This window comes from Delftia sp. Cs1-4 (genome assembly GCF_000214395.1).
Classification (GTDB): Bacteria; Pseudomonadota; Gammaproteobacteria; order Burkholderiales; family Burkholderiaceae_C; genus Comamonas; species Comamonas acidovorans.
The window spans coordinates 5666911-5683641 of record NC_015563.1 but is presented as its reverse complement, the minus strand read 5'-3'; the positions used below and the strand labels follow the sequence as shown (position 1 = coordinate 5683641).

At 66.2% G+C, this 16731-nt stretch carries 15 protein-coding genes; 11 read left to right on the top strand and 4 right to left on the bottom strand.

Features of this window, described 5'->3' with window-relative positions; all coding sequences use genetic code 11:
• Positions 1-7 precede the first annotated feature (7 nt).
• Positions 8-2086, bottom strand: a complete 2079-nt coding sequence (locus DELCS14_RS24960; RefSeq protein ID WP_012203414.1) for a ribonuclease catalytic domain-containing protein — start codon at positions 2084-2086, stop codon at positions 8-10.
• 55 nt (positions 2087-2141) lie between these two features.
• Positions 2142-2726 carry a YqiA/YcfP family alpha/beta fold hydrolase gene (locus tag DELCS14_RS24955; RefSeq protein WP_012203415.1) on the bottom strand — a complete coding sequence of 195 codons (585 nt, stop codon included), beginning with the start codon at positions 2724-2726 and terminating at the stop codon, positions 2142-2144.
• 212 nt (positions 2727-2938) lie between these two features.
• Between DELCS14_RS24955 and rodA the strand changes: the two genes are divergently transcribed.
• The 4 genes from rodA (at position 2939) to DELCS14_RS24935 (ending at position 8234) form a co-directional block, all read left to right on the top strand.
• Positions 2939-4108 (top strand): rod shape-determining protein RodA, encoded by a 1170-nt coding sequence (rodA, locus tag DELCS14_RS24950; protein WP_013804102.1) that lies wholly within the window; start codon positions 2939-2941, stop codon positions 4106-4108.
• 353 nt (positions 4109-4461) lie between these two features.
• A complete protein-coding gene (gene tldD, locus DELCS14_RS24945; protein WP_013804101.1) occupies positions 4462-5922 on the top strand; it encodes a metalloprotease TldD in 1461 nt (486 codons plus the stop codon).
• Positions 5923-6015: 93 nt separating this feature from the next.
• Positions 6016-6636 carry a hypothetical protein gene (locus DELCS14_RS24940; protein ID WP_013804100.1) on the top strand — a complete coding sequence of 207 codons (621 nt, stop codon included), beginning with the start codon at positions 6016-6018 and terminating at the stop codon, positions 6634-6636.
• Positions 6637-7076: 440 nt separating this feature from the next.
• Positions 7077-8234 (top strand): 3-deoxy-7-phosphoheptulonate synthase, encoded by a 1158-nt coding sequence (locus DELCS14_RS24935; RefSeq protein ID WP_012203418.1) that lies wholly within the window; start codon positions 7077-7079, stop codon positions 8232-8234.
• A gap of 58 nt (positions 8235-8292) precedes the next feature.
• Here DELCS14_RS24935 and DELCS14_RS24930 read toward each other — a convergent pair whose 3' ends face one another.
• Positions 8293-8661, bottom strand: a complete 369-nt coding sequence (locus tag DELCS14_RS24930) for a YqcC family protein (RefSeq protein WP_013804098.1) — start codon at positions 8659-8661, stop codon at positions 8293-8295.
• Positions 8662-8920: 259 nt separating this feature from the next.
• Between DELCS14_RS24930 and DELCS14_RS24925 the strand changes: the two genes are divergently transcribed.
• Entirely contained in the window at positions 8921-9238 is a 318-nt protein-coding gene (locus DELCS14_RS24925; protein WP_012203420.1) for a hypothetical protein, read from the top strand.
• A gap of 74 nt (positions 9239-9312) precedes the next feature.
• Here the strand turns inward: DELCS14_RS24925 and mpl are convergent, their stop codons facing one another.
• Complete coding sequence (gene mpl, locus DELCS14_RS24920) at positions 9313-10752, bottom strand: UDP-N-acetylmuramate:L-alanyl-gamma-D-glutamyl-meso-diaminopimelate ligase (protein ID WP_013804097.1); 1440 nt, start codon at positions 10750-10752, stop codon at positions 9313-9315.
• A 244-nt stretch (positions 10753-10996) separates the two neighbouring features.
• Between mpl and DELCS14_RS24915 the strand changes: the two genes are divergently transcribed.
• The 6 genes from DELCS14_RS24915 (at position 10997) to DELCS14_RS24890 (ending at position 16710) form a co-directional block, all read left to right on the top strand.
• The gene (locus DELCS14_RS24915) at positions 10997-11605 is read left to right on the top strand and encodes a hypothetical protein (protein WP_013804096.1); all 609 of its coding nucleotides are present in this window, start codon (positions 10997-10999) and stop codon (positions 11603-11605) included.
• Positions 11606-11651: 46 nt separating this feature from the next.
• The gene (locus DELCS14_RS24910; RefSeq protein ID WP_013804095.1) at positions 11652-12152 is read left to right on the top strand and encodes a TlpA disulfide reductase family protein; all 501 of its coding nucleotides are present in this window, start codon (positions 11652-11654) and stop codon (positions 12150-12152) included.
• Between the two features lie 145 nt (positions 12153-12297).
• Positions 12298-12762: an acetyl-CoA carboxylase biotin carboxyl carrier protein gene (gene accB / locus DELCS14_RS24905; RefSeq protein WP_012203424.1), complete on the top strand. Its 465-nt coding sequence runs from the start codon at positions 12298-12300 to the stop codon at positions 12760-12762.
• A gap of 132 nt (positions 12763-12894) precedes the next feature.
• Complete coding sequence (gene accC, locus DELCS14_RS24900; RefSeq protein ID WP_012203425.1) at positions 12895-14259, top strand: acetyl-CoA carboxylase biotin carboxylase subunit; 1365 nt, start codon at positions 12895-12897, stop codon at positions 14257-14259.
• Between the two features lie 84 nt (positions 14260-14343).
• Complete coding sequence (gene prmA / locus DELCS14_RS24895) at positions 14344-15234, top strand: 50S ribosomal protein L11 methyltransferase (protein ID WP_012203426.1); 891 nt, start codon at positions 14344-14346, stop codon at positions 15232-15234.
• A 75-nt stretch (positions 15235-15309) separates the two neighbouring features.
• Complete coding sequence (locus DELCS14_RS24890) at positions 15310-16710, top strand: zinc-ribbon and DUF3426 domain-containing protein (protein ID WP_013804094.1); 1401 nt, start codon at positions 15310-15312, stop codon at positions 16708-16710.
• Positions 16711-16731 lie beyond the last annotated feature (21 nt).

Here is a 16731-nt window from a genome sequence, read left to right as displayed (position 1 = left end):
AGGCAGGTCAGGGCTGGGCGGGGTCGGCCGCCGGTGTGCCATCGGTCTCGTTCATGTCCACGGCGATGGCGATGGGGCCGGCCACGGCTTCCTCGTCATCCTCGGCGCTGTCTTCGGCGCCATCGGCAGCGGCCGCCGCATCGCCATCCAGGCGCTCGATCAGCGTGCCCGAGACATCGAGCGCGATCTCGTCGATCTCGCCCAGGCGCACGCGCACATGGGCGCCGCGCGGCAGGCCGGTGACGCCCAGCACGGGGAAGACCAGGGGCAGGTCATCGGCGCGCACCAGCAGGCCGCCGCCCATGCCTTCCTTGATGACGGTGGCCGTCAGCTCGGTGATGGCGTGCTGCTGCAGGTACTTGAGCGTCCAGAACCGTTCCATGCCGGCCTGGTAGCCGTTGTAGGCGCTGTAGGCACCGTCGAAGCTGCTGATGATGCCGAACAGCTCGGCATCCTTGGGCTTGAACGGCGCGGCCAGGGCGGCGGTCTTGCCGTGGCGCGCGCAGGCAATGATCTGCCACTGGTTGACCAGGTCCACGTAACGGCGCAGCGGCGAGGTGGCCCAGGCATAGCTCTTGACGCCGATGCCTGCATGGGGCTGCGCCTTGGTGGACATGCGCACCTTGATGCCGGGCGCCAGGCTGGCCTGGCTGCGGTAGATGCCGGGCACGCCGAGCTCGGCCATCCAGCCGCCCCAGGTGCTGTTGGCCACGATGGCGGCCTCGGCCACGATCAGGTCCAGCGGCGCGCCGCGCTTGCGCACGCTGATCTCCACCTGCTCATTGCCGCGGGGCTCGGCGCCGCCGTTGCCCACGAGGCGGAAGTTGTAGTCGGGGCGGTTGAAGTTCTCGGGCTTGCCGCGCACCAGTTCACGACCTGCCTTCAGGTGCTTGGCCCAGCGCTGCAGGAACGTCAGTTCGGCGCGCTTGCCTTGCAGCACTTCGGGCGTGCCCTCGACCTCGAAGGAGGGGTCGGCCAGCCACTGCTCGGTGACGATGTGGTCCAGCTTGTCATGGCGGAAGTTGACCTGCACGGGCACGCGCTCCAGGCGCGTCTCGCTGGCCGTGGTCTCCAGCGTGGCCTCGTCCACGGTGACGTACAGCGACACGGCGGGGTTGGCGCGCCCTTCGTCCAGCGTGTAGATCTGCACCACCTCGTCGGGCAGCATGGTGATCTTGTAGCCGGGCATGTAGACGGTGGACAGGCGCGAGCGGCCGAGCTGGTCCAGCGGCGTGCCCGGCACGATGGCCAGACCGGGCGCGGCAATGTGGATACCCACGGTGACCGTGCCCGTGCCCAGGCCGCGCACCGACAGCGCATCGTCGATTTCGGTGGTGGCCGAGTCATCGATGGAAAACGCCTGGACCTCGGCCAGCGGCAGGTCGGCCGGTGGCTGTGGTGCCTGCAGGGCCGGGAACTGCGTGCCCTTGGGGAAGTGGTCGAACAGGAAGCGCTTCCAGTGGAACTCGTAGGCCGATTCAATGGCGCCGGCCCTGTGCAGCAGGTCCAGCGGTGCCAGGCGCGTGGCGCGGCTGGCCTCGACCACGGCCTTGTACTCGGCGGCGTTCTTGTCGGGGCGGAACAGGATCTTGTAGAGCTGCTCGCGGATGGGGCCGGGGCATTCGCCGGCGCCCAGCTGCTCGGCCCAGGCCGTGATCTGGGCCTGGATCTGCTTTTTCTTCTCTATGCCGGCCAGCGCCTGCTGCAGGATCTCGGCCGGCGCCTTCTTGAAGCGGCCCTTGCCGGAGCGTCGGAAGTAGTGCGGTGCGTCGTAGAGGCGGAACAGCGCGCCGGCCTGCTCGGCCAGCGTGGCCTTGTCCGAGAAATAGTCGCGTGCAAGGTCGGCGAAGCCGAATTCCTCCTCAGGGGCGAATTCCCAGGCCAGGTCCAGATCGATCTGGGCGGCCTGCGCCTGCGCCTGGGCGATCAGTTCGGCAGGCGCCGGCTTGTCGAACTTGAGCAGGATGTTGGCCGACTTGACCTTGACCCGTTTGCCCGAGTCCAGCTCCACCTGGGCGGAGGTGTCGGCTTCGGAGAGGATGCGGCCGGCCAGGAACTTGCCGGATTCTTCAAACAATGCGTGCATAGCCCGACATTCTCCCATGCTGCGGCTGGCAGCTGCCGCGCAGTCTTGCGCGGCATCAGGCCAGATTCAGGAACTCGTCCAGCTGAGGCAAGTACTCCTCGAAGTTGCTCAGCGCGTGATCGCCGCCCTCCTGGATGATCTGCAGCGCATGCGGATAGCGTGCGCTCATCTCGCGCCAGTCCAGCACCTCGTCGCCCTCGGCCGCCAGCAGCATTTCGGGGGCGGCCGGTGTCATATGGCGCGTGTCCAGCGCGCGAAGCTCCTCGATGTATTCGCGGCGGAAGAAGAAACGCTCCTCCGGGTTGTGCCAGGAAGTCTGCTCGCCGATGTACTTTTCAAGATCGCGCGCCGGGTTGACGGCCGGGTTGATCATCACGCTGCGGCAGCGCGCCAACTGGGCCACCCAGCTGGCGTAGTAGCCGCCCAGCGAGGAGCCGATCACGGCCATGGTCTCGCGCGGCCAGCTGCCGATGCCATCGGCAATCAGGGCAGCCGCTTCGCGCGGGGAAGGGGGCAGTTGCGGGCTCCACCAGCGCACATGGGGATGGCGCGTGGCCACATGCTCGGCCAGGCGACGGGCCTTGTTGGATTGGGGAGAGGAGCGAAAGCCGTGCAGGTACAGCAAATGGGTGGTGGTCATGGCGGGCGCTCTCCTTTGCGTTGCTGGGGCCGGGCGCGGGATGCGGCCCGGACGGCTCATGGCCCATTGTGGCCGCTGCGGCAGGCGGCGCCCAGCAGGGAAGGCCCGGGCCGACAGCTGGATGACAACCGCCTCCGTGGGCAACCCTGCGCCGGGCTGGGCCGCATGCGCCACGGGATAATGGCGGCCCGTGCCCGCGACCGACCATCCCCGTGACCGAATTCGACAAGCCCTCCCTCTGGCAACGTGTTGCCCCGCTGCTGCGGGGCTTTGACTTCTGGTTGCTGCTGTTCGTGGGCATGCTGGCGTCGGCGGGGCTGATCGCCATGTACTCCTCGGGCTTCGACCACGGCACGCGCTTCACCGACCATGGGCGCAACATGCTGATCGCGGCGGCCATCCTCTTTGTGGTGGCCCAGATTCCCCCGCAGCAGCTCATGAAGGTGGCCGTGCCGCTGTACATGCTGGGCGTGGCGTTGCTGGTGGCGGTGGCGCTGTTCGGCATCACCAAGAAGGGGGCGCAGCGCTGGGTCAACGTTGGCGTGGTGATCCAGCCCAGCGAACTGCTGAAGATCGCCACGCCGCTGATGCTGGCCTGGTGGTTCCAGCGCCGCGAGGGCCAGCTGCGCGGCACGGACTTCGTGATCGCCATGGTCCTGCTCCTGGTGCCCGTGGGGCTGATCATGAAGCAGCCCGACCTGGGCACCTCGCTGCTGGTGATGGCCGCAGGCCTGTCCGTGATCTTTTTCGCGGGCCTGCCCTGGAAACTCATCGTGCCGCCCGTGCTGGCCGGCGCCATCGGCATCACGCTCATCGTGCTGTACGAGCCCCAGTTGTGCGCCGACGGCGTGCGCTGGCCCGTGCTGCATGAATACCAGCAAACCCGTGTCTGTACCCTGCTGGACCCCACGCGCGACCCGCTGGGCAAGGGATTCCACATCATTCAGGGGATGATCGCCATCGGTTCGGGCGGCGTCTGGGGCAAGGGCTTCATGGCGGGCACCCAGACCCACCTGGAGTTCATCCCCGAGCGCACGACCGACTTCATCTTCGCGGCCTATTCCGAGGAGTTCGGACTGGTCGGCAACCTGTTCATCATCGTCTCCTTCCTGCTGCTGGTCTGGCGCGGGCTGGCCATCGCCATCCAGGCCAACTCGCTGTTCGCGCGGCTCATGGCGGCGGCCGTGGCCATGATCTTCTTCACCTATGCCTTCGTGAACATGGGCATGGTCAGCGGCATCCTGCCCGTGGTCGGCGTGCCGCTGCCCTTCATCAGCTATGGCGGCACGGCCATGGTCACGCTGGGACTGGCGCTGGGCGTGCTGATGTCGGTGGCGCGTTCGCAGCGGCAACTGCCGGGCGAGGGCGGCGGGCCGCTCTGAATTGCACTTTGCGGCGCCAAAGGCGCCCGCAAATGTCAAAGAGTCTGGATGCCTGCGGTATCGGGCGTCGCATTCCTTCCTGCGATTTGGCTTGGAAAATGAGACTCCAAAAGCGCTGGTTGCTCCTTTTTCGGTAGCTTCTGCGGGAGTCTGCTCACTTGCCAGCGCCGCCAGGGCAGGCTACAAAGCAAGTGCGGACATGGGCCAGCATGTTCGCCATCCACGCGGATGCATGCCTACGGAATGCCGCTCAGCCTGGTGGAGCGGCATTCCGTTCTTTTTTTGTGGGTTGGCAAGCCGCTGGCCGCAGCCGTTGCACGGCGAGGGCATGGCCGGCTCTCTACAATGCGTGAATGATCTCCCGCGAACCCACCATTGAACGCCTGGCCACAGCGCGCCAGTTGCTGCTTGAGCCCTTCGGGCTCGATGAAACCCATCTCGCGCGCGCACTGGCCGAGATCCGCAGCCACCAGGTCGACGACGCCGACCTCTACTTCCAGTACACCCGCGCCGAAGGCTGGAGCCTGGAAGAGGGCATCGTCAAGACCGGCAGCTTCAGCATCGACCAGGGCGTGGGCGTGCGTGCGGTCAGTGGCGAGAAGACGGCATTTGCCTATTCCGACGATATTTCCGAAGCCTCGCTGCTGGATGCCGCGCGCACCGTGCGCTCCATCTCGGGCGCGGCCCAGAGCAAGCGCGTGCGCGCCAATGCTCCCAAGATTGCGCAAAGCCGCTCGCTGTATCCCGGTCTGGACCCCATCGCCACGCTGGACAGCACGGCCAAGGTCGAACTGCTGGGCAAGGTCGAGAAACTGGCCCGCGCCAAGGACCCGCGTGTCGTCCAGGTCATGGCCGGCCTGGCCAGCGAGTACGACGTGGTGCTGGTGGCCCGTGCCGATGGCACGCTGGCGGCCGACGTGCGGCCGCTGGTGCGCCTGTCGGTTACCGTGATCGCCGAGCAAAAGGGCCGGCGTGAGGTGGGCTCTGCCGGCGGCGGTGGCCGTTTCGGCCTGGCCTATTTCAGCGACGAGCAGATCACCCAGTACGTGAACGAGGCCGTGAGCGCGGCCCTCACCAACCTGGAATCCCGTCCCGCGCCGGCTGGCGAGATGACCGTGGTGCTTGGCCCCGGCTGGCCCGGCGTGCTGCTGCACGAAGCCGTGGGACACGGTCTGGAAGGCGACTTCAACCGCAAGGGCGCCAGCGCCTTCAGCGGCCGCATCGGCCAGCGCGTGGCTGCCAAGGGCGTCACCGTGCTGGATGACGGCACGCTGGCCGATCGCCGCGGTTCGCTCAACGTCGATGACGAAGGCTGCACCAGCCAGAGCAATGTGCTGATCGAGGACGGCATCCTCAAGGGCTACATCCAGGACGCGATGAATGCCCGCCTGATGGGCGTCAAGCCCACGGGCAACGGCCGCCGCGAAAGCTATGCCCACATTCCCATGCCGCGCATGACGAACACCTACATGCTCGGTGGCGACCGGGAGCCGCAGGAAATCGTGGCCTCGATCAAGAAGGGCCTGTACGCCACCAACTTCGGCGGCGGCCAGGTCGATATCACCAGCGGCAAGTTCGTGTTCTCCGCCAGCGAGGCCTATTGGGTCGAGAACGGCAAGATCCAGTACCCCGTCAAGGGCGCGACCATCGTGGGCAGCGGCCCGGAATCGCTCAAGCACATCACCATGATCGGCAACGACATGCGCCTGGATAGCGGCGTGGGCACCTGCGGCAAGGAAGGCCAGAGCGTGCCTGTGGGCGTGGGCCAGCCCACGCTGCGCATCGACGGCCTGACGGTGGGCGGCACGGCCTGACGGTCCCATGCCCGCGCCCTGCACGGCAGGCCGGGCCCTGTCCTGCCTGACGCGGCCCGCCGCGTTCGGTGGGCGCCGCCCGGCGCCGATTCCATGACCCAGCTTTCCTTTTCCTCCCGGCCAGGCCCGCGGACCTCCGTCCATCCCCTGCGCAGCCTGCCGAAGCAATGGCGTGCCTGGGCCGGCGAGTCGCGGTTGAGCCGCTTCTGGCAGCATGAGCTGATCGTGGGCGACCTGCAGCCCATGCACCAGCAACTGGCCTTGCTGGCCGTCGCGCTGGACGAGTCCGTGCGCGTGCGCTATGCGGGCAGCCCGCGCCCCGCGGTGGAAGACGCCATACAGCAGCTTGACCTGGCGGTGCTGGACCACCAGCACTTTCTCACCACGCTGGCCACGGGCTGGCATGCCCTCTACGAATTTCCTGCCTACCAGCGTCTGCTCAAAGGCTTCAGGGAGGCCGTCCACGCCTGGCAGCAGTCCGTGCTGGTGGGCGATGCCCAGGAGCCCGAGCACTTCCGCCGCTGCGAGCGCCTGGGCTGGCGTCTGCTGGGCGATGCCTGCCTGCTGACGGACATGTTTGCCGAATCCGCTGCCGTGGCCGGCGAAGCCGATGTGACTTCCATCCTGTCTGGTTACAAGGCGCGCCGATGGCAACCCTTGAGTGCCGTGCGCCGGGCCCTGCGCAGGCTGCGTGACGCGTTGCTGCGGCGTTGATCGCGCCCTCGCATGACGCGCAGATGCATCATTTCCCGGGGTTTGCACGTTTTCATGGCTGATGGCAATAAAACTGCATGGCATCGTGATTTTCTACATATGCCTGAAGAATTTTTGCGTGAAACTGAGAAAAAAGCAGTTTTTTTGCGTCAATGATTTTGTGCTTTCTCTCTGTGGCACGGTGAACGGCAGCTTCCCCGCCTGCATGTCCATGTTGCACTGCGAAAAATGACTGTGCTACATTCGATCCCCATGCAAGCCCGTGCCTCCTTCTACTTTTACTTTTGGTTCTCCTCCCCGGCGGAAGAGAGGTAAGCGCGCGCACCCGAACAAACCTCCCTCAAAACCGCCGAAGCTGTAAAGCCCGGCGGTTTTTTGTTTTTCCCTCCCGATTCTTCGCTCCGTTTTACACGATCCATCTTTCCTCACGAAAGCAAGCAATGACTGCTCATCAAGCTTCCCTCGCCGATTCCTGGTATCGCGGCGGTTCCCAAAAGACTGGCCAAACCGACGACGCACGTATCAAGGACATCACCGTGTTGCCCCCTCCCGAGCACCTCATTCGCTTCTTCCCCATCCGCGGTACGGCCGTCGAAACCCTGATCGGCGACACCCGCCGCACCATCCACAACATCATGGCTGGCGAGGATGACCGCCTGCTGGTCATCGTCGGCCCCTGCTCCATCCACGATCCGGCGGCCGCCATCGAGTACGCACGCCGCCTGGCGCCCATACGCGAGCAGTACAAGGACACGCTGGAGATCGTGATGCGCGTGTACTTCGAAAAGCCGCGCACCACCGTGGGCTGGAAGGGTTTGATCAACGATCCCTACCTGGACCAGAGCTACCGCATCGACGAAGGCCTGCGCATTGCGCGGCAACTGCTGATCGACATCAACCGCCTGGGCGTGCCGGCCGCCAGCGAGTTCCTGGACGTGATCTCGCCCCAGTACATCGCCGATCTGATCAGCTGGGGCGCCATCGGTGCGCGCACCACGGAAAGCCAGGTCCACCGTGAACTGGCCTCGGGCATCTCGGCGCCCATTGGCTTCAAGAACGGCACGGACGGCAACATCCGCATCGCCACCGACGCCATCCAGTCGGCCAGCCGCGGCCACCACTTCCTGTCCGTGCACAAGAATGGCCAGGTTGCCATCGTGAACACGGCGGGCAACCAGGATTGCCACGTCATCCTGCGCGGCGGCAAGACCCCCAACTACGACGCGGCCAACGTGGCCGCAGCCTGCGAGGATCTGGAAAAGGCCGGCCTGCCTCCCACGCTGATGGTGGACTGCAGCCACGCCAACAGCTCCAAGCAGCATGAGCGCCAAAAGGATGTGGCACGCGACATCGCCGGACAGATCAGCGGCGGCTCGCGCAGTGTCTTCGGCGTGATGATCGAAGGCCATCTCGTGGGCGGCGCCCAGAAGTTCACGCCCGGCAAGGATGAGGTGGCTGCGCTGACCTATGGCCAGAGCATCACCGATGCCTGCCTGGGCTGGGATGATTCCCTGGCAACGCTGGCCGAGCTGTCCGACGCCGTGCAGCAGCGCCGCGTCAAGCATCCCGAGCCGGCTGCGGCCCTGGTTGCCGCCTGAGCCGGAAAAGAAAACGGGGCATGCATGCCCCGTTTTTTCCATGTCCCGGTTTGCTTGTTCAGTGTGGCGGCGTGGCGTCCGGCGGGGTCAGCCCGCCCTGGTTCAGCGTGTCGTCTATGCCCAGCAGCAGGACCAGCAATTGGCGCTTGTCGAATGCCACGGGCTGGCTCCATTCATGCTCGGCCAGTGGATGCACATGGCTTTGGCAGGGCAATTGGCCGCGGGCATCGACCACGGCACGCAGCCGGGGCAGGAAAACCCACTGCAGCCATTCGTGCAGCTTGAGTGTGTCGTACATGAACGGCATGGTCGATGCCATGGCCTCAGGGCTGGGCGCCACGGCCGACCAGAGGCTCTGGCTGCGCAACTCGTCTTCGAGTTGCTGCAACTGGTCGAGCAGTTTCTGGTGCGTGGTGTCGGTTGTCATGCGGTGAGGTCCATGAAAAAACGGGGCCAAATCTGTCGGCCATTGTACGTTTGCACCTTTGGGCAGGCGCTGGCAGGCCTTGAAACACCTGCTGGCGGCAGTGCCGACTCCAGCGCCGGTGCCAGTCTCTGGCACTTGAGGCATGTCAGCTTGCCCGGGGTGTGGAAAAGGCGCTTGCGGTTAAGCTCAGGGCATGAGTGACAGCCCTGTCTGCATGAGCAGGCACAGGGCCGTATCCCGTAATGAAGAGAGGAGTTCCATGCGCAGCGAAGTGATTGTGGTGTTGGATGCCGGACAAGAGTACCGCACGGACACCAGCGGGCTCACCCCCATGAGTTCCGATGAAGGACGGCATTGGCTGGACCAGCAGTTCATCTCCATGGACTGCGAACCCCTGCGCGCCAGCGGCAAGGTTCTGCTGGCCGACAAGCTGGTGGTGGTGGCGCGTGCGGCGCGTTCGCGCTCCGGGCTGTTCGACGACGAGCAATGGCGCAACAGCTATGCCGTGGCCGCCCAGGCCGTGCTGTCCAAGCCGCTGATCCGTGTCGATGTGCCGGCCATGTCCATCAGTTACTGACGACGGACAGATAGCGATACAGCAAAGAAGCCTGGGCATGACCCGGGCTTCTTTCATTGGGGGCCGTGCCCGGGTCAGCCTGCGGCCTGCAGCGCCGCCAGCAGCTTGGGGTGAATGCCGCCGAAGCCGCCATTGCTCATGCACACCACGTGGTCACCGGGGCGGGCGGCTGCGCGGATCTGCCCGATCAGCGTATCGATGTCTGCAGCCACCTGCGCCTTGTGGCCGGCTCCCACGCCCAGGGGGCGCAGCGCCTCGGCAGCATCCCAGTCCAGGCCGGCCGTGTGGCAGAACACCAGATCGGCGCTTTCCAGGGCCCAGGGCAGTTGCGACTTCATGGTGCCCAGCTTCATGGTGTTGCTGCGCGGCTCGAACACCGCCAGGATGCGTGCCTGGCTGCCGAGCTTGCGGCGCAGGCCGTCCAGCGTGGTGCGGATGGCCGTGGGATGGTGGGCGAAGTCGTCGTAGACGGACACGCCACCCGCCATGCCGCGCAGCTCCATGCGTCGCTTGACGTTCTGAAAGCGCGCCAGCGCTTCGCAGGCCTGCGCCGGCGTCACGCCCACATGCTCGGCCGCTGCAATGGCGGCCAGCGCATTGAGCTGGTTGTGCTCCCCGGTGAGTGCCCATTCCAGGCGCGCGACCTTGCGGCCACGGTGCAGCACGTCGAAGGCGCCGGGATCGCCCTGGGCACTGAAATCGCTGACCACCGCACCGAAGCTGGAGACCTCGCTCCAGCAGCCCTGGTGCAGCACGCGGGTGATGCTTTCCTCTATGCCGTTGACCACCAGCCGCCCGGAGGCGGGAACGGTGCGCACTAGATGGTGGAACTGGCGTTCGATGGCGCCGAGGTCCTCGAAGATGTCGGCGTGGTCGAACTCCAGGTTGTTGAGCACGGCCGTGCGCGGGCGGTAGTGCACGAACTTGCTGCGCTTGTCGAAAAAGGCCGTGTCGTATTCATCGGCCTCGATGACGAAGACGGGCTCCGCGCCGGCCGGCCCCTGGCCTGGCGTCGGGCGGCTGGATGCGCCCAGGCGGGCCGAAACGCCGAAGTCCAGCGGCACGCCGCCGACCAGAAAGCCCGGAGCCAGGCCTGCGCATTCGAGAATCCAGGCCAGCATCGACGTCGTGGTCGTCTTGCCGTGGGTGCCGGCCACGGCCAGCACATGGCGCGGGCAGGACGGATGGTGCAGCACCTGTTCGCAAAGCCATTGCGGACCGCTGGTGTAGGGGGCGCCGCTTTCAAGAATCGCCTCCATCAGCGGGAACTTGGGGCTGCCGTCGGGCAGCCGTGCGCGGCTGACCACGTTGCCCACGACATACATGTCGGGTTGCAGGGCCATCTGGTCGGCGCCGTAGCCCTCGATCAGGTCGATGCCCAGTGCACGCAACTGATCGCTCATTGGCGGATAGACGCCGGCGTCGCAGCCTGTGACGCGGTGCCCTGCCTCGCGCGCCAGTGCGGCCAGTCCGCCCATGAAGGTGCCGCAGATGCCCAGAATATGTATGTGCATGGCCGGGCATTCTACGGTTGCCGTCATGTCCGGGAGGGCTGTCCTGCAAAAACAGGAGCTTGCGGCCAAGCAGGCACCGGGTCCCGGAAACACAAGGTTGCGAAATCGCCGGTGCAAGGCGCTGGCGGGAACGGGCAAAGCCCGTCCGCGGCCGGCGGTGCCGCGGCTTGGGTCACAATGGCCCGGGGCCATCCACAGGGAAGGCCTCTTATATATATGTAGGGATACAGCGGATCGGAAAGCCATGGACCAAGCCACTGCCGAAATTGCCCAGACCGCGGCCCGCCTCGTGGTCGAGGAAGGGCTGGAATGGGGGGCTGCCAAGCACCGCGCACTTCGCCAACTGGGGCTGCCCGCGCGCACCGCGCTGCCGGGCAACGACCTGGTGGAAGAGGCCGTGCGCGAGTACATTGCCCTGTTCTGCGCCGACACCCAGCCCCAGGAACTGCAGGCCCTGCGCGAACTGGCCCTGCAATGGATGGACCGCCTGGCCGAGTTCCGGCCCCATCTGGCCGGCGCCGTCTGGCGCGGCACAGCCACCCGCCTGTCCGATATTTACCTGCAGCTGTTCTGCGACGACCCCAAGTCGGCCGAGATCGCGCTGATCAACCAGCATGTGGAGTACGAGCCCAGCACCGTCACCGGCTTTACGGGGCAGGCCGTGGAGGCCTTGAGCATCCACGCCTTCTGCCGCCCTTTGAACGAGTCCGTGGGCGTGCATCTGCTGGTGTACGACCATGATGATCTGCGTGGCGCACTCAAGCCCGACGGCCAGGGGCGCAGCCCGCGCGGCAGCGCCGAGGCGCTGCGCAGGCTGTTGGATCAGGATGAAGAGGAGGCCGACCGTGGCTGATTCAGTGGATGCAGGGCAAAACACATCTTCCCGCCGCCGTTGGCTGATGGGCGGCGTTGCCGCCGCCGCGGGCCTGGGTGGGGCAGGGTTTGCGTGGTGGCGTTTTCAGCCGCACGCCATGGATGCCAGTGCCGAAGAGCAGCTGTGGCAACAGCGCTTCATCACACCCGATGGCTCGGCCATGACGCTGTCGCGCTGGCGCGGCAAGCCGGTGCTGGTCAATTTCTGGGCCACCTGGTGCCCGCCCTGCGTGCGCGAGCTGCCCATGCTCGATGCCTTCTCGGCGCGCCAAGACCAGCATGGTATTCAGGTCATTGGCCTGGCCGTGGACAAGCCGGAGGCCGTGCAGCGCTTCCTGGGTCGCACACCCCTGCGTTTCCCTGTGGCGCTGGCGGTGGAAGGCGGTCTGGGCCTGACCCGCTCGCTGGGCAATCTGCAGGGCGGACTGCCCTTCACCGTGCTGCTCGGCGAAGATGGCATGGTGCAGCAACGTAAAATAGGTGAGCTTACTACCGAAGATCTGGCTTCCTGGAGCGCAAAAGGCTGATTTTTCGCATCATCGAAGCTGTGAAAGCCCAGGAAATGCCCTGAATTCCATGGCGACGTTGATGAAAAATATGCCTCAAAGCACGCAGAAGGGCGAAATTGGAGTAAATTCGCGCCCTATTTAGTTGTTAGCCGCTGGAGCTCCCATGGATTTGCGAAAACTCAAGACCCTCATTGATCTGGTGTCCGAATCGAACGTGTCGGAACTGGAGATCACCGAAGCAGAGGGCAAGGTCCGGATCGTCAAGAGCGAAGGCGCCGTGGTGCAGCACTATGTGGCAGCGCCCATGCAGGCTCCCATGGCCGCACCGATGGCGGCACCCGTCGCCGCTGCCCCCGCAGCGCCCGTGGCGGCACCGGCTGAGGCAGCCGTCTCCGGCCACGTGGTGAAGTCGCCCATGGTCGGCACTTTCTACCGCGCCTCCAGCCCTGGCGGCAAGCCCTTCGTGGAAGTGGGCAACCAGGTCAAGGAAGGCGAGACCATCTGCATCATCGAGGCGATGAAGATTCTCAACGAGATCGAAGCCGACAAGAGCGGCACGATCACGCGCATCCTGGGCGAAAACGGCCAGGCGGTAGAGTACGGCCAGCCCCTGTTCGTGATCGAGTAACCTGCAGGCGAGCGATGCCGCAAGCGGCACGACGCCCTGGCGCGAACGCATGCCGCGGCGCGACAGAGCAATTGGCTCAACTGACGGCTTCGGCCTGCGTACCGGCGCAGGCACCAAGTCGCGAGGACCTTCATGTTTAAGAAAATTTTGGTTGCCAACCGGGGCGAGATTGCCCTGCGCATCCAGCGCGCCTGCCGTGAACTGGGCATCAAGGCGGTGATGGTGTATTCCGAGGCCGACCGTGACGCAAAGTACGTCAAGCTGGCCGATGAGGCCGTGTGCATCGGCCCCGCGCCTTCGCCGCTGAGCTACCTCAACATGCCGGCCATCATCTCGGCCGCCGAGGTGACCGACGCCGAGGCCATCCACCCCGGCTACGGCTTTCTCAGCGAGAACGCCGACTTTGCCGAGCGCGTGGAAAAGAGCGGTTTCACCTTCATCGGCCCCACGCCCGAGAACATCCGCACCATGGGTGACAAGGTCTCGGCCAAGCAGGCCATGATCAAGGCGGGCGTCCCCTGCGTGCCCGGCTCGGATGGCGAGCTGCCTGACGACCCCGTGCAGATCCGCCGCATCGCCAAGGCCGTGGGCTATCCGGTGATCATCAAGGCCGCAGGCGGCGGCGGTGGCCGTGGCATGCGCGTGGTGCATACCGAGGCGGCGCTGATCAATGCCGTGCAGATGACCAAGGCCGAGGCCGGTGCGGCCTTCGGCAATCCGGCCGTCTACATGGAAAAGTTCCTGCAGAACCCGCGCCATGTGGAAATCCAGATCCTGGCGGACAACCACCGCAACGCGGTCTACCTGGGCGAGCGCGACTGCTCCATGCAGCGCCGCCACCAGAAGGTCATCGAGGAAGCGCCGGCTCCGGGCATTCCGCGCCGCCTGGTCGAGAAGATCGGCGAGCGCTGCGCCGCTGCCTGCAAGAAGCTGGGCTACCGTGGCGCCGGCACCTTCGAGTTCCTCTTTGAAAACGGCGAGTTCTACTTCATCGAGATGAACACCCGCGTGCAGGTGGAGCATCCGGTGACCGAACTGATCACGGGCGTGGACATCGTTCGCACCCAGATCATGGTGGCCGCAGGCGAGAAGCTGCCCTTCACCCAGCGCCAGATCAATGCCCAGCTCAAGGGCCATGCGATCGAATGCCGCGTGAATGCCGAGGATCCCTACAACTTCATGCCGTCGCCGGGCCGCATCACCATGTGGCATGCCCCCGGTGGCCCCGGCGTGCGCGTGGACTCGCACGTCTACAACAACTACTTCGTGCCGCCGAACTACGACTCCATGATCGGCAAGATCATCGTCCACGGCGACACGCGCGAGCAGGCGCTGGCGCGCATGCGCACGGCGCTGCTGGAGACCGTGGTCGAAGGCATCAAGACCAATATCCCGCTGCATCAGGATCTGATGGTGGACGCCAAGTTCATGGAAGGCGGCACCAACATCCATTACCTGGAAGAGTGGCTGGCGCACCGCAACGCCAACAAGCGTTGAGCAGGTTGCCCGATTGACCCTGCATGCTGGCCCCCGGCGACGGCGGCCAGCATTTTCATTTATTGCATAGAAAAGGATGGGCCCATGTTCGAGTTGAGCCTGCTGTGCCCGGAAGACCGGGTTGAGACCGTCAGCGATGCGCTGGATGCGCTGGACGCCCTGAGCGTATCGGTGGAGGATGCCGACGCGCAGACCGAGGCCGAGCAAGCCCTGTTCGGCGAGCCCGGCATGCCGCCGCCCAAGGATGGCTGGCAGCGCAGCCGCCTGGTGGCGCTGTTCCCCTCGCAGCAAGCGGCCGAAGAGGCGCGTGATCTGCTGCTGCCCCAGGACTTCTTCGAGGGCTGCAGCATCATCGCCGTCAAGCAGGTGCCGGAGCAGGACTGGGTGCGCCTGACGCAGTCGCAGTTCGCCCCGGTGGACATCACGCCCGAATTCTGGATTGTTCCCACCTGGCACGAGCTGCCGCCCGAGGCGCGCGTGAGCATCCGCCTGGACCCGGGCCTGGCCTTTGGCACGGGCACGCACCCGACCACGCGCATGTGCCTGCGCTGGATCGCCCGCCAGCCCCAAGGCAGTCTTGGCCGCACGCTGGACTACGGCTGCGGCTCGGGCATCCTGGCCATTGGCGCTGCCAAGTTCGGTGCCACCGACATCGACGCGGTGGACATCGACCCGGCAGCCGTGGAGTCCACGCGCTACAACGCCGATGCCAACGCCGTGCAACTGAAGGCGGGCCTGCCCGATGCCGGCAACGGCGAATACCGCACCGTGCTGGCCAACATCCTGGCCACGCCGCTCAAGGTGCTGGCGCCGCTGCTGTGCGGCCGCGTGGCAGCAGGTGGAAGCCTGGTGCTGGCCGGTATCCTGGAGCGCCAGGCCGACGAGCTCAAGGAGGCCTATGCGCCGTACCTGGCGCTGGAAGTGGCCGACAGCGAAGATGGCTGGATCCTGATGACCGCGCGCCGCGCGGCCTGATTTCCGGCCCGAGTCCCCGCGCGGCCGCCGCCTTCGTGGCGCGGGCCGCGAGCAGCTGCCTACAATCGATCGCTGATGAGCCAAGTCACCCGCTGTCCTGCCTGTGGAACCCGCTTCAAAGTGGTGGCCGACCAGCTGCGAATTTCGCAGGGGTGGGTGCGCTGCGGCGTCTGCCATGAAGTGTTCGATGCCTCCGAGGATCTGCAGCCCCTGCCCACGGCACCTGTGAACGCGGCCGGCACCTCGGTGGCCGGCACTCCGGTGGCTGGCGGGGCATCGCACAACCCGGCCGAATTCGAGGACGATGACATCCGCGAATTCAGGGAATCCATGTGGCTGCCGACGGCGCCGAGCGGATTGCCGGGGCGGGCCGCATCGGGGCCTGCTGCACCTGTTGCACCCTCTGTGCCTGCCGCACCTGCCGCACCTGCGGCACCTGCGGCACCTGCGGTATCCACCGCAACCACGGCTGCGGCTGCCAGGGCCGAGCCTTCGCCGTCCATGCCGCCGGCCGAGATGCCGACTCCAGAGGCCCCGCCTTCGCACCCTGTGACCGCGAAGGACCCCTCCGCCAGCGCCGCCGAAGAGTCGGGCAGCGCGCTGCCTGGAGCGTCGCTGGTGGACGAGATCCTGGCTGCGTCCCGGGCAGCGCTGAAGTCCCCGCCCGCCGCCCAGGCCGGGCAAGCCGTTGACGGCCTGCTCGGACCCGAGCCTGACACTGCGGCTCCTGTGCCCGCACCGGCAAAGGATGAGGAAGGCGCGCCGTTCACACGGCCCCATAAGCCATCTGACAAGCCATCTGACAAGTCGTCCGATGCGCCTGCGCCGTCCGTGCCAACCGGCCTGCTACGGGAATCGGAGCCGCAGGCGCAGGCCTCCGTGCCTTCGCCGGAGTTCTCCCGCTGGCCCGACAGCGATGGCGAGGGCAGCGGTGAGGCTGCGGCCGCGCTGCCCGAGGCCGAGCCCGGCTTTGTGCGCCAGGCGCGGCGCAAGGCATTCTGGCGCCGGCCTGCCGTGCGCGTGGCGCTTGTGCTGGGCAGCCTGCTGGGCGTGGGCGCCTTGGCAGGCCAGGTCATGTGGGGCCAGCGCGATGCGCTGGCCGTGCAGCATCCTTCGCTGGCGCCTGCGCTGCAGGCCCTGTGCGCCATGGCGGGCTGCGAGCTGCAGCCGCGCCGCCAGATCGGCGACGTGGTGATCGGCAGTTCGGGCTTTCGGCAGTTGCCGCGCAGCGGCCAGTACCAGTGGAGCCTGAGCCTGGAGAACCGTTCCGACTTCCCCGTGGCCATGCCCGCTGTCGAACTCACGCTCACCGATGCCCAGGACAAGCTGCTGCTGCGGCGCGTGATCCGGCTTGACCAGTTCGGCGCGCCCGCGCAGATCGAGGGCCATGGCGAGTGGAGCGTGACGGCCCCGGTCGAAGTGCAAGGCCTGGAGGCGGCCGTGGCCGGCTATCGCGCCCTGGTTTTTTATCCCTGAATCCCCCTGACTTTTCAAGAA

Excerpts from the sequence above, each read along its gene's own strand:
- DELCS14_RS24935 (WP_012203418.1), top strand. The coding sequence starts at position 7,077 with ATGACTGCTCATCAAGCTTCCCTCGCCGATTCCTGGTATCGCGGCGGT.
- DELCS14_RS24960 (WP_012203414.1), bottom strand. The coding sequence starts at position 2,086 with ATGCACGCATTGTTTGAAGAATCCGGCAAGTTCCTGGCCGGCCGCATC.
- DELCS14_RS24930 (WP_013804098.1), bottom strand. The coding sequence starts at position 8,661 with ATGACAACCGACACCACGCACCAGAAACTGCTCGACCAGTTGCAGCAA.
- accB (WP_012203424.1), top strand. The coding sequence starts at position 12,298 with ATGGATTTGCGAAAACTCAAGACCCTCATTGATCTGGTGTCCGAATCG.
- DELCS14_RS24890 (WP_013804094.1), top strand. The coding sequence starts at position 15,310 with ATGAGCCAAGTCACCCGCTGTCCTGCCTGTGGAACCCGCTTCAAAGTG.
- DELCS14_RS24940 (WP_013804100.1), top strand. The coding sequence starts at position 6,016 with ATGACCCAGCTTTCCTTTTCCTCCCGGCCAGGCCCGCGGACCTCCGTC.
- DELCS14_RS24955 (WP_012203415.1), bottom strand. The coding sequence starts at position 2,726 with ATGACCACCACCCATTTGCTGTACCTGCACGGCTTTCGCTCCTCTCCC.
- tldD (WP_013804101.1), top strand. The coding sequence starts at position 4,462 with ATGATCTCCCGCGAACCCACCATTGAACGCCTGGCCACAGCGCGCCAG.
- DELCS14_RS24915 (WP_013804096.1), top strand. The coding sequence starts at position 10,997 with ATGGACCAAGCCACTGCCGAAATTGCCCAGACCGCGGCCCGCCTCGTG.
- accC (WP_012203425.1), top strand. The coding sequence starts at position 12,895 with ATGTTTAAGAAAATTTTGGTTGCCAACCGGGGCGAGATTGCCCTGCGC.
- prmA (WP_012203426.1), top strand. The coding sequence starts at position 14,344 with ATGTTCGAGTTGAGCCTGCTGTGCCCGGAAGACCGGGTTGAGACCGTC.
- mpl (WP_013804097.1), bottom strand. The coding sequence starts at position 10,752 with ATGCACATACATATTCTGGGCATCTGCGGCACCTTCATGGGCGGACTG.
- DELCS14_RS24925 (WP_012203420.1), top strand. The coding sequence starts at position 8,921 with ATGCGCAGCGAAGTGATTGTGGTGTTGGATGCCGGACAAGAGTACCGC.
- DELCS14_RS24910 (WP_013804095.1), top strand. The coding sequence starts at position 11,652 with ATGGGCGGCGTTGCCGCCGCCGCGGGCCTGGGTGGGGCAGGGTTTGCG.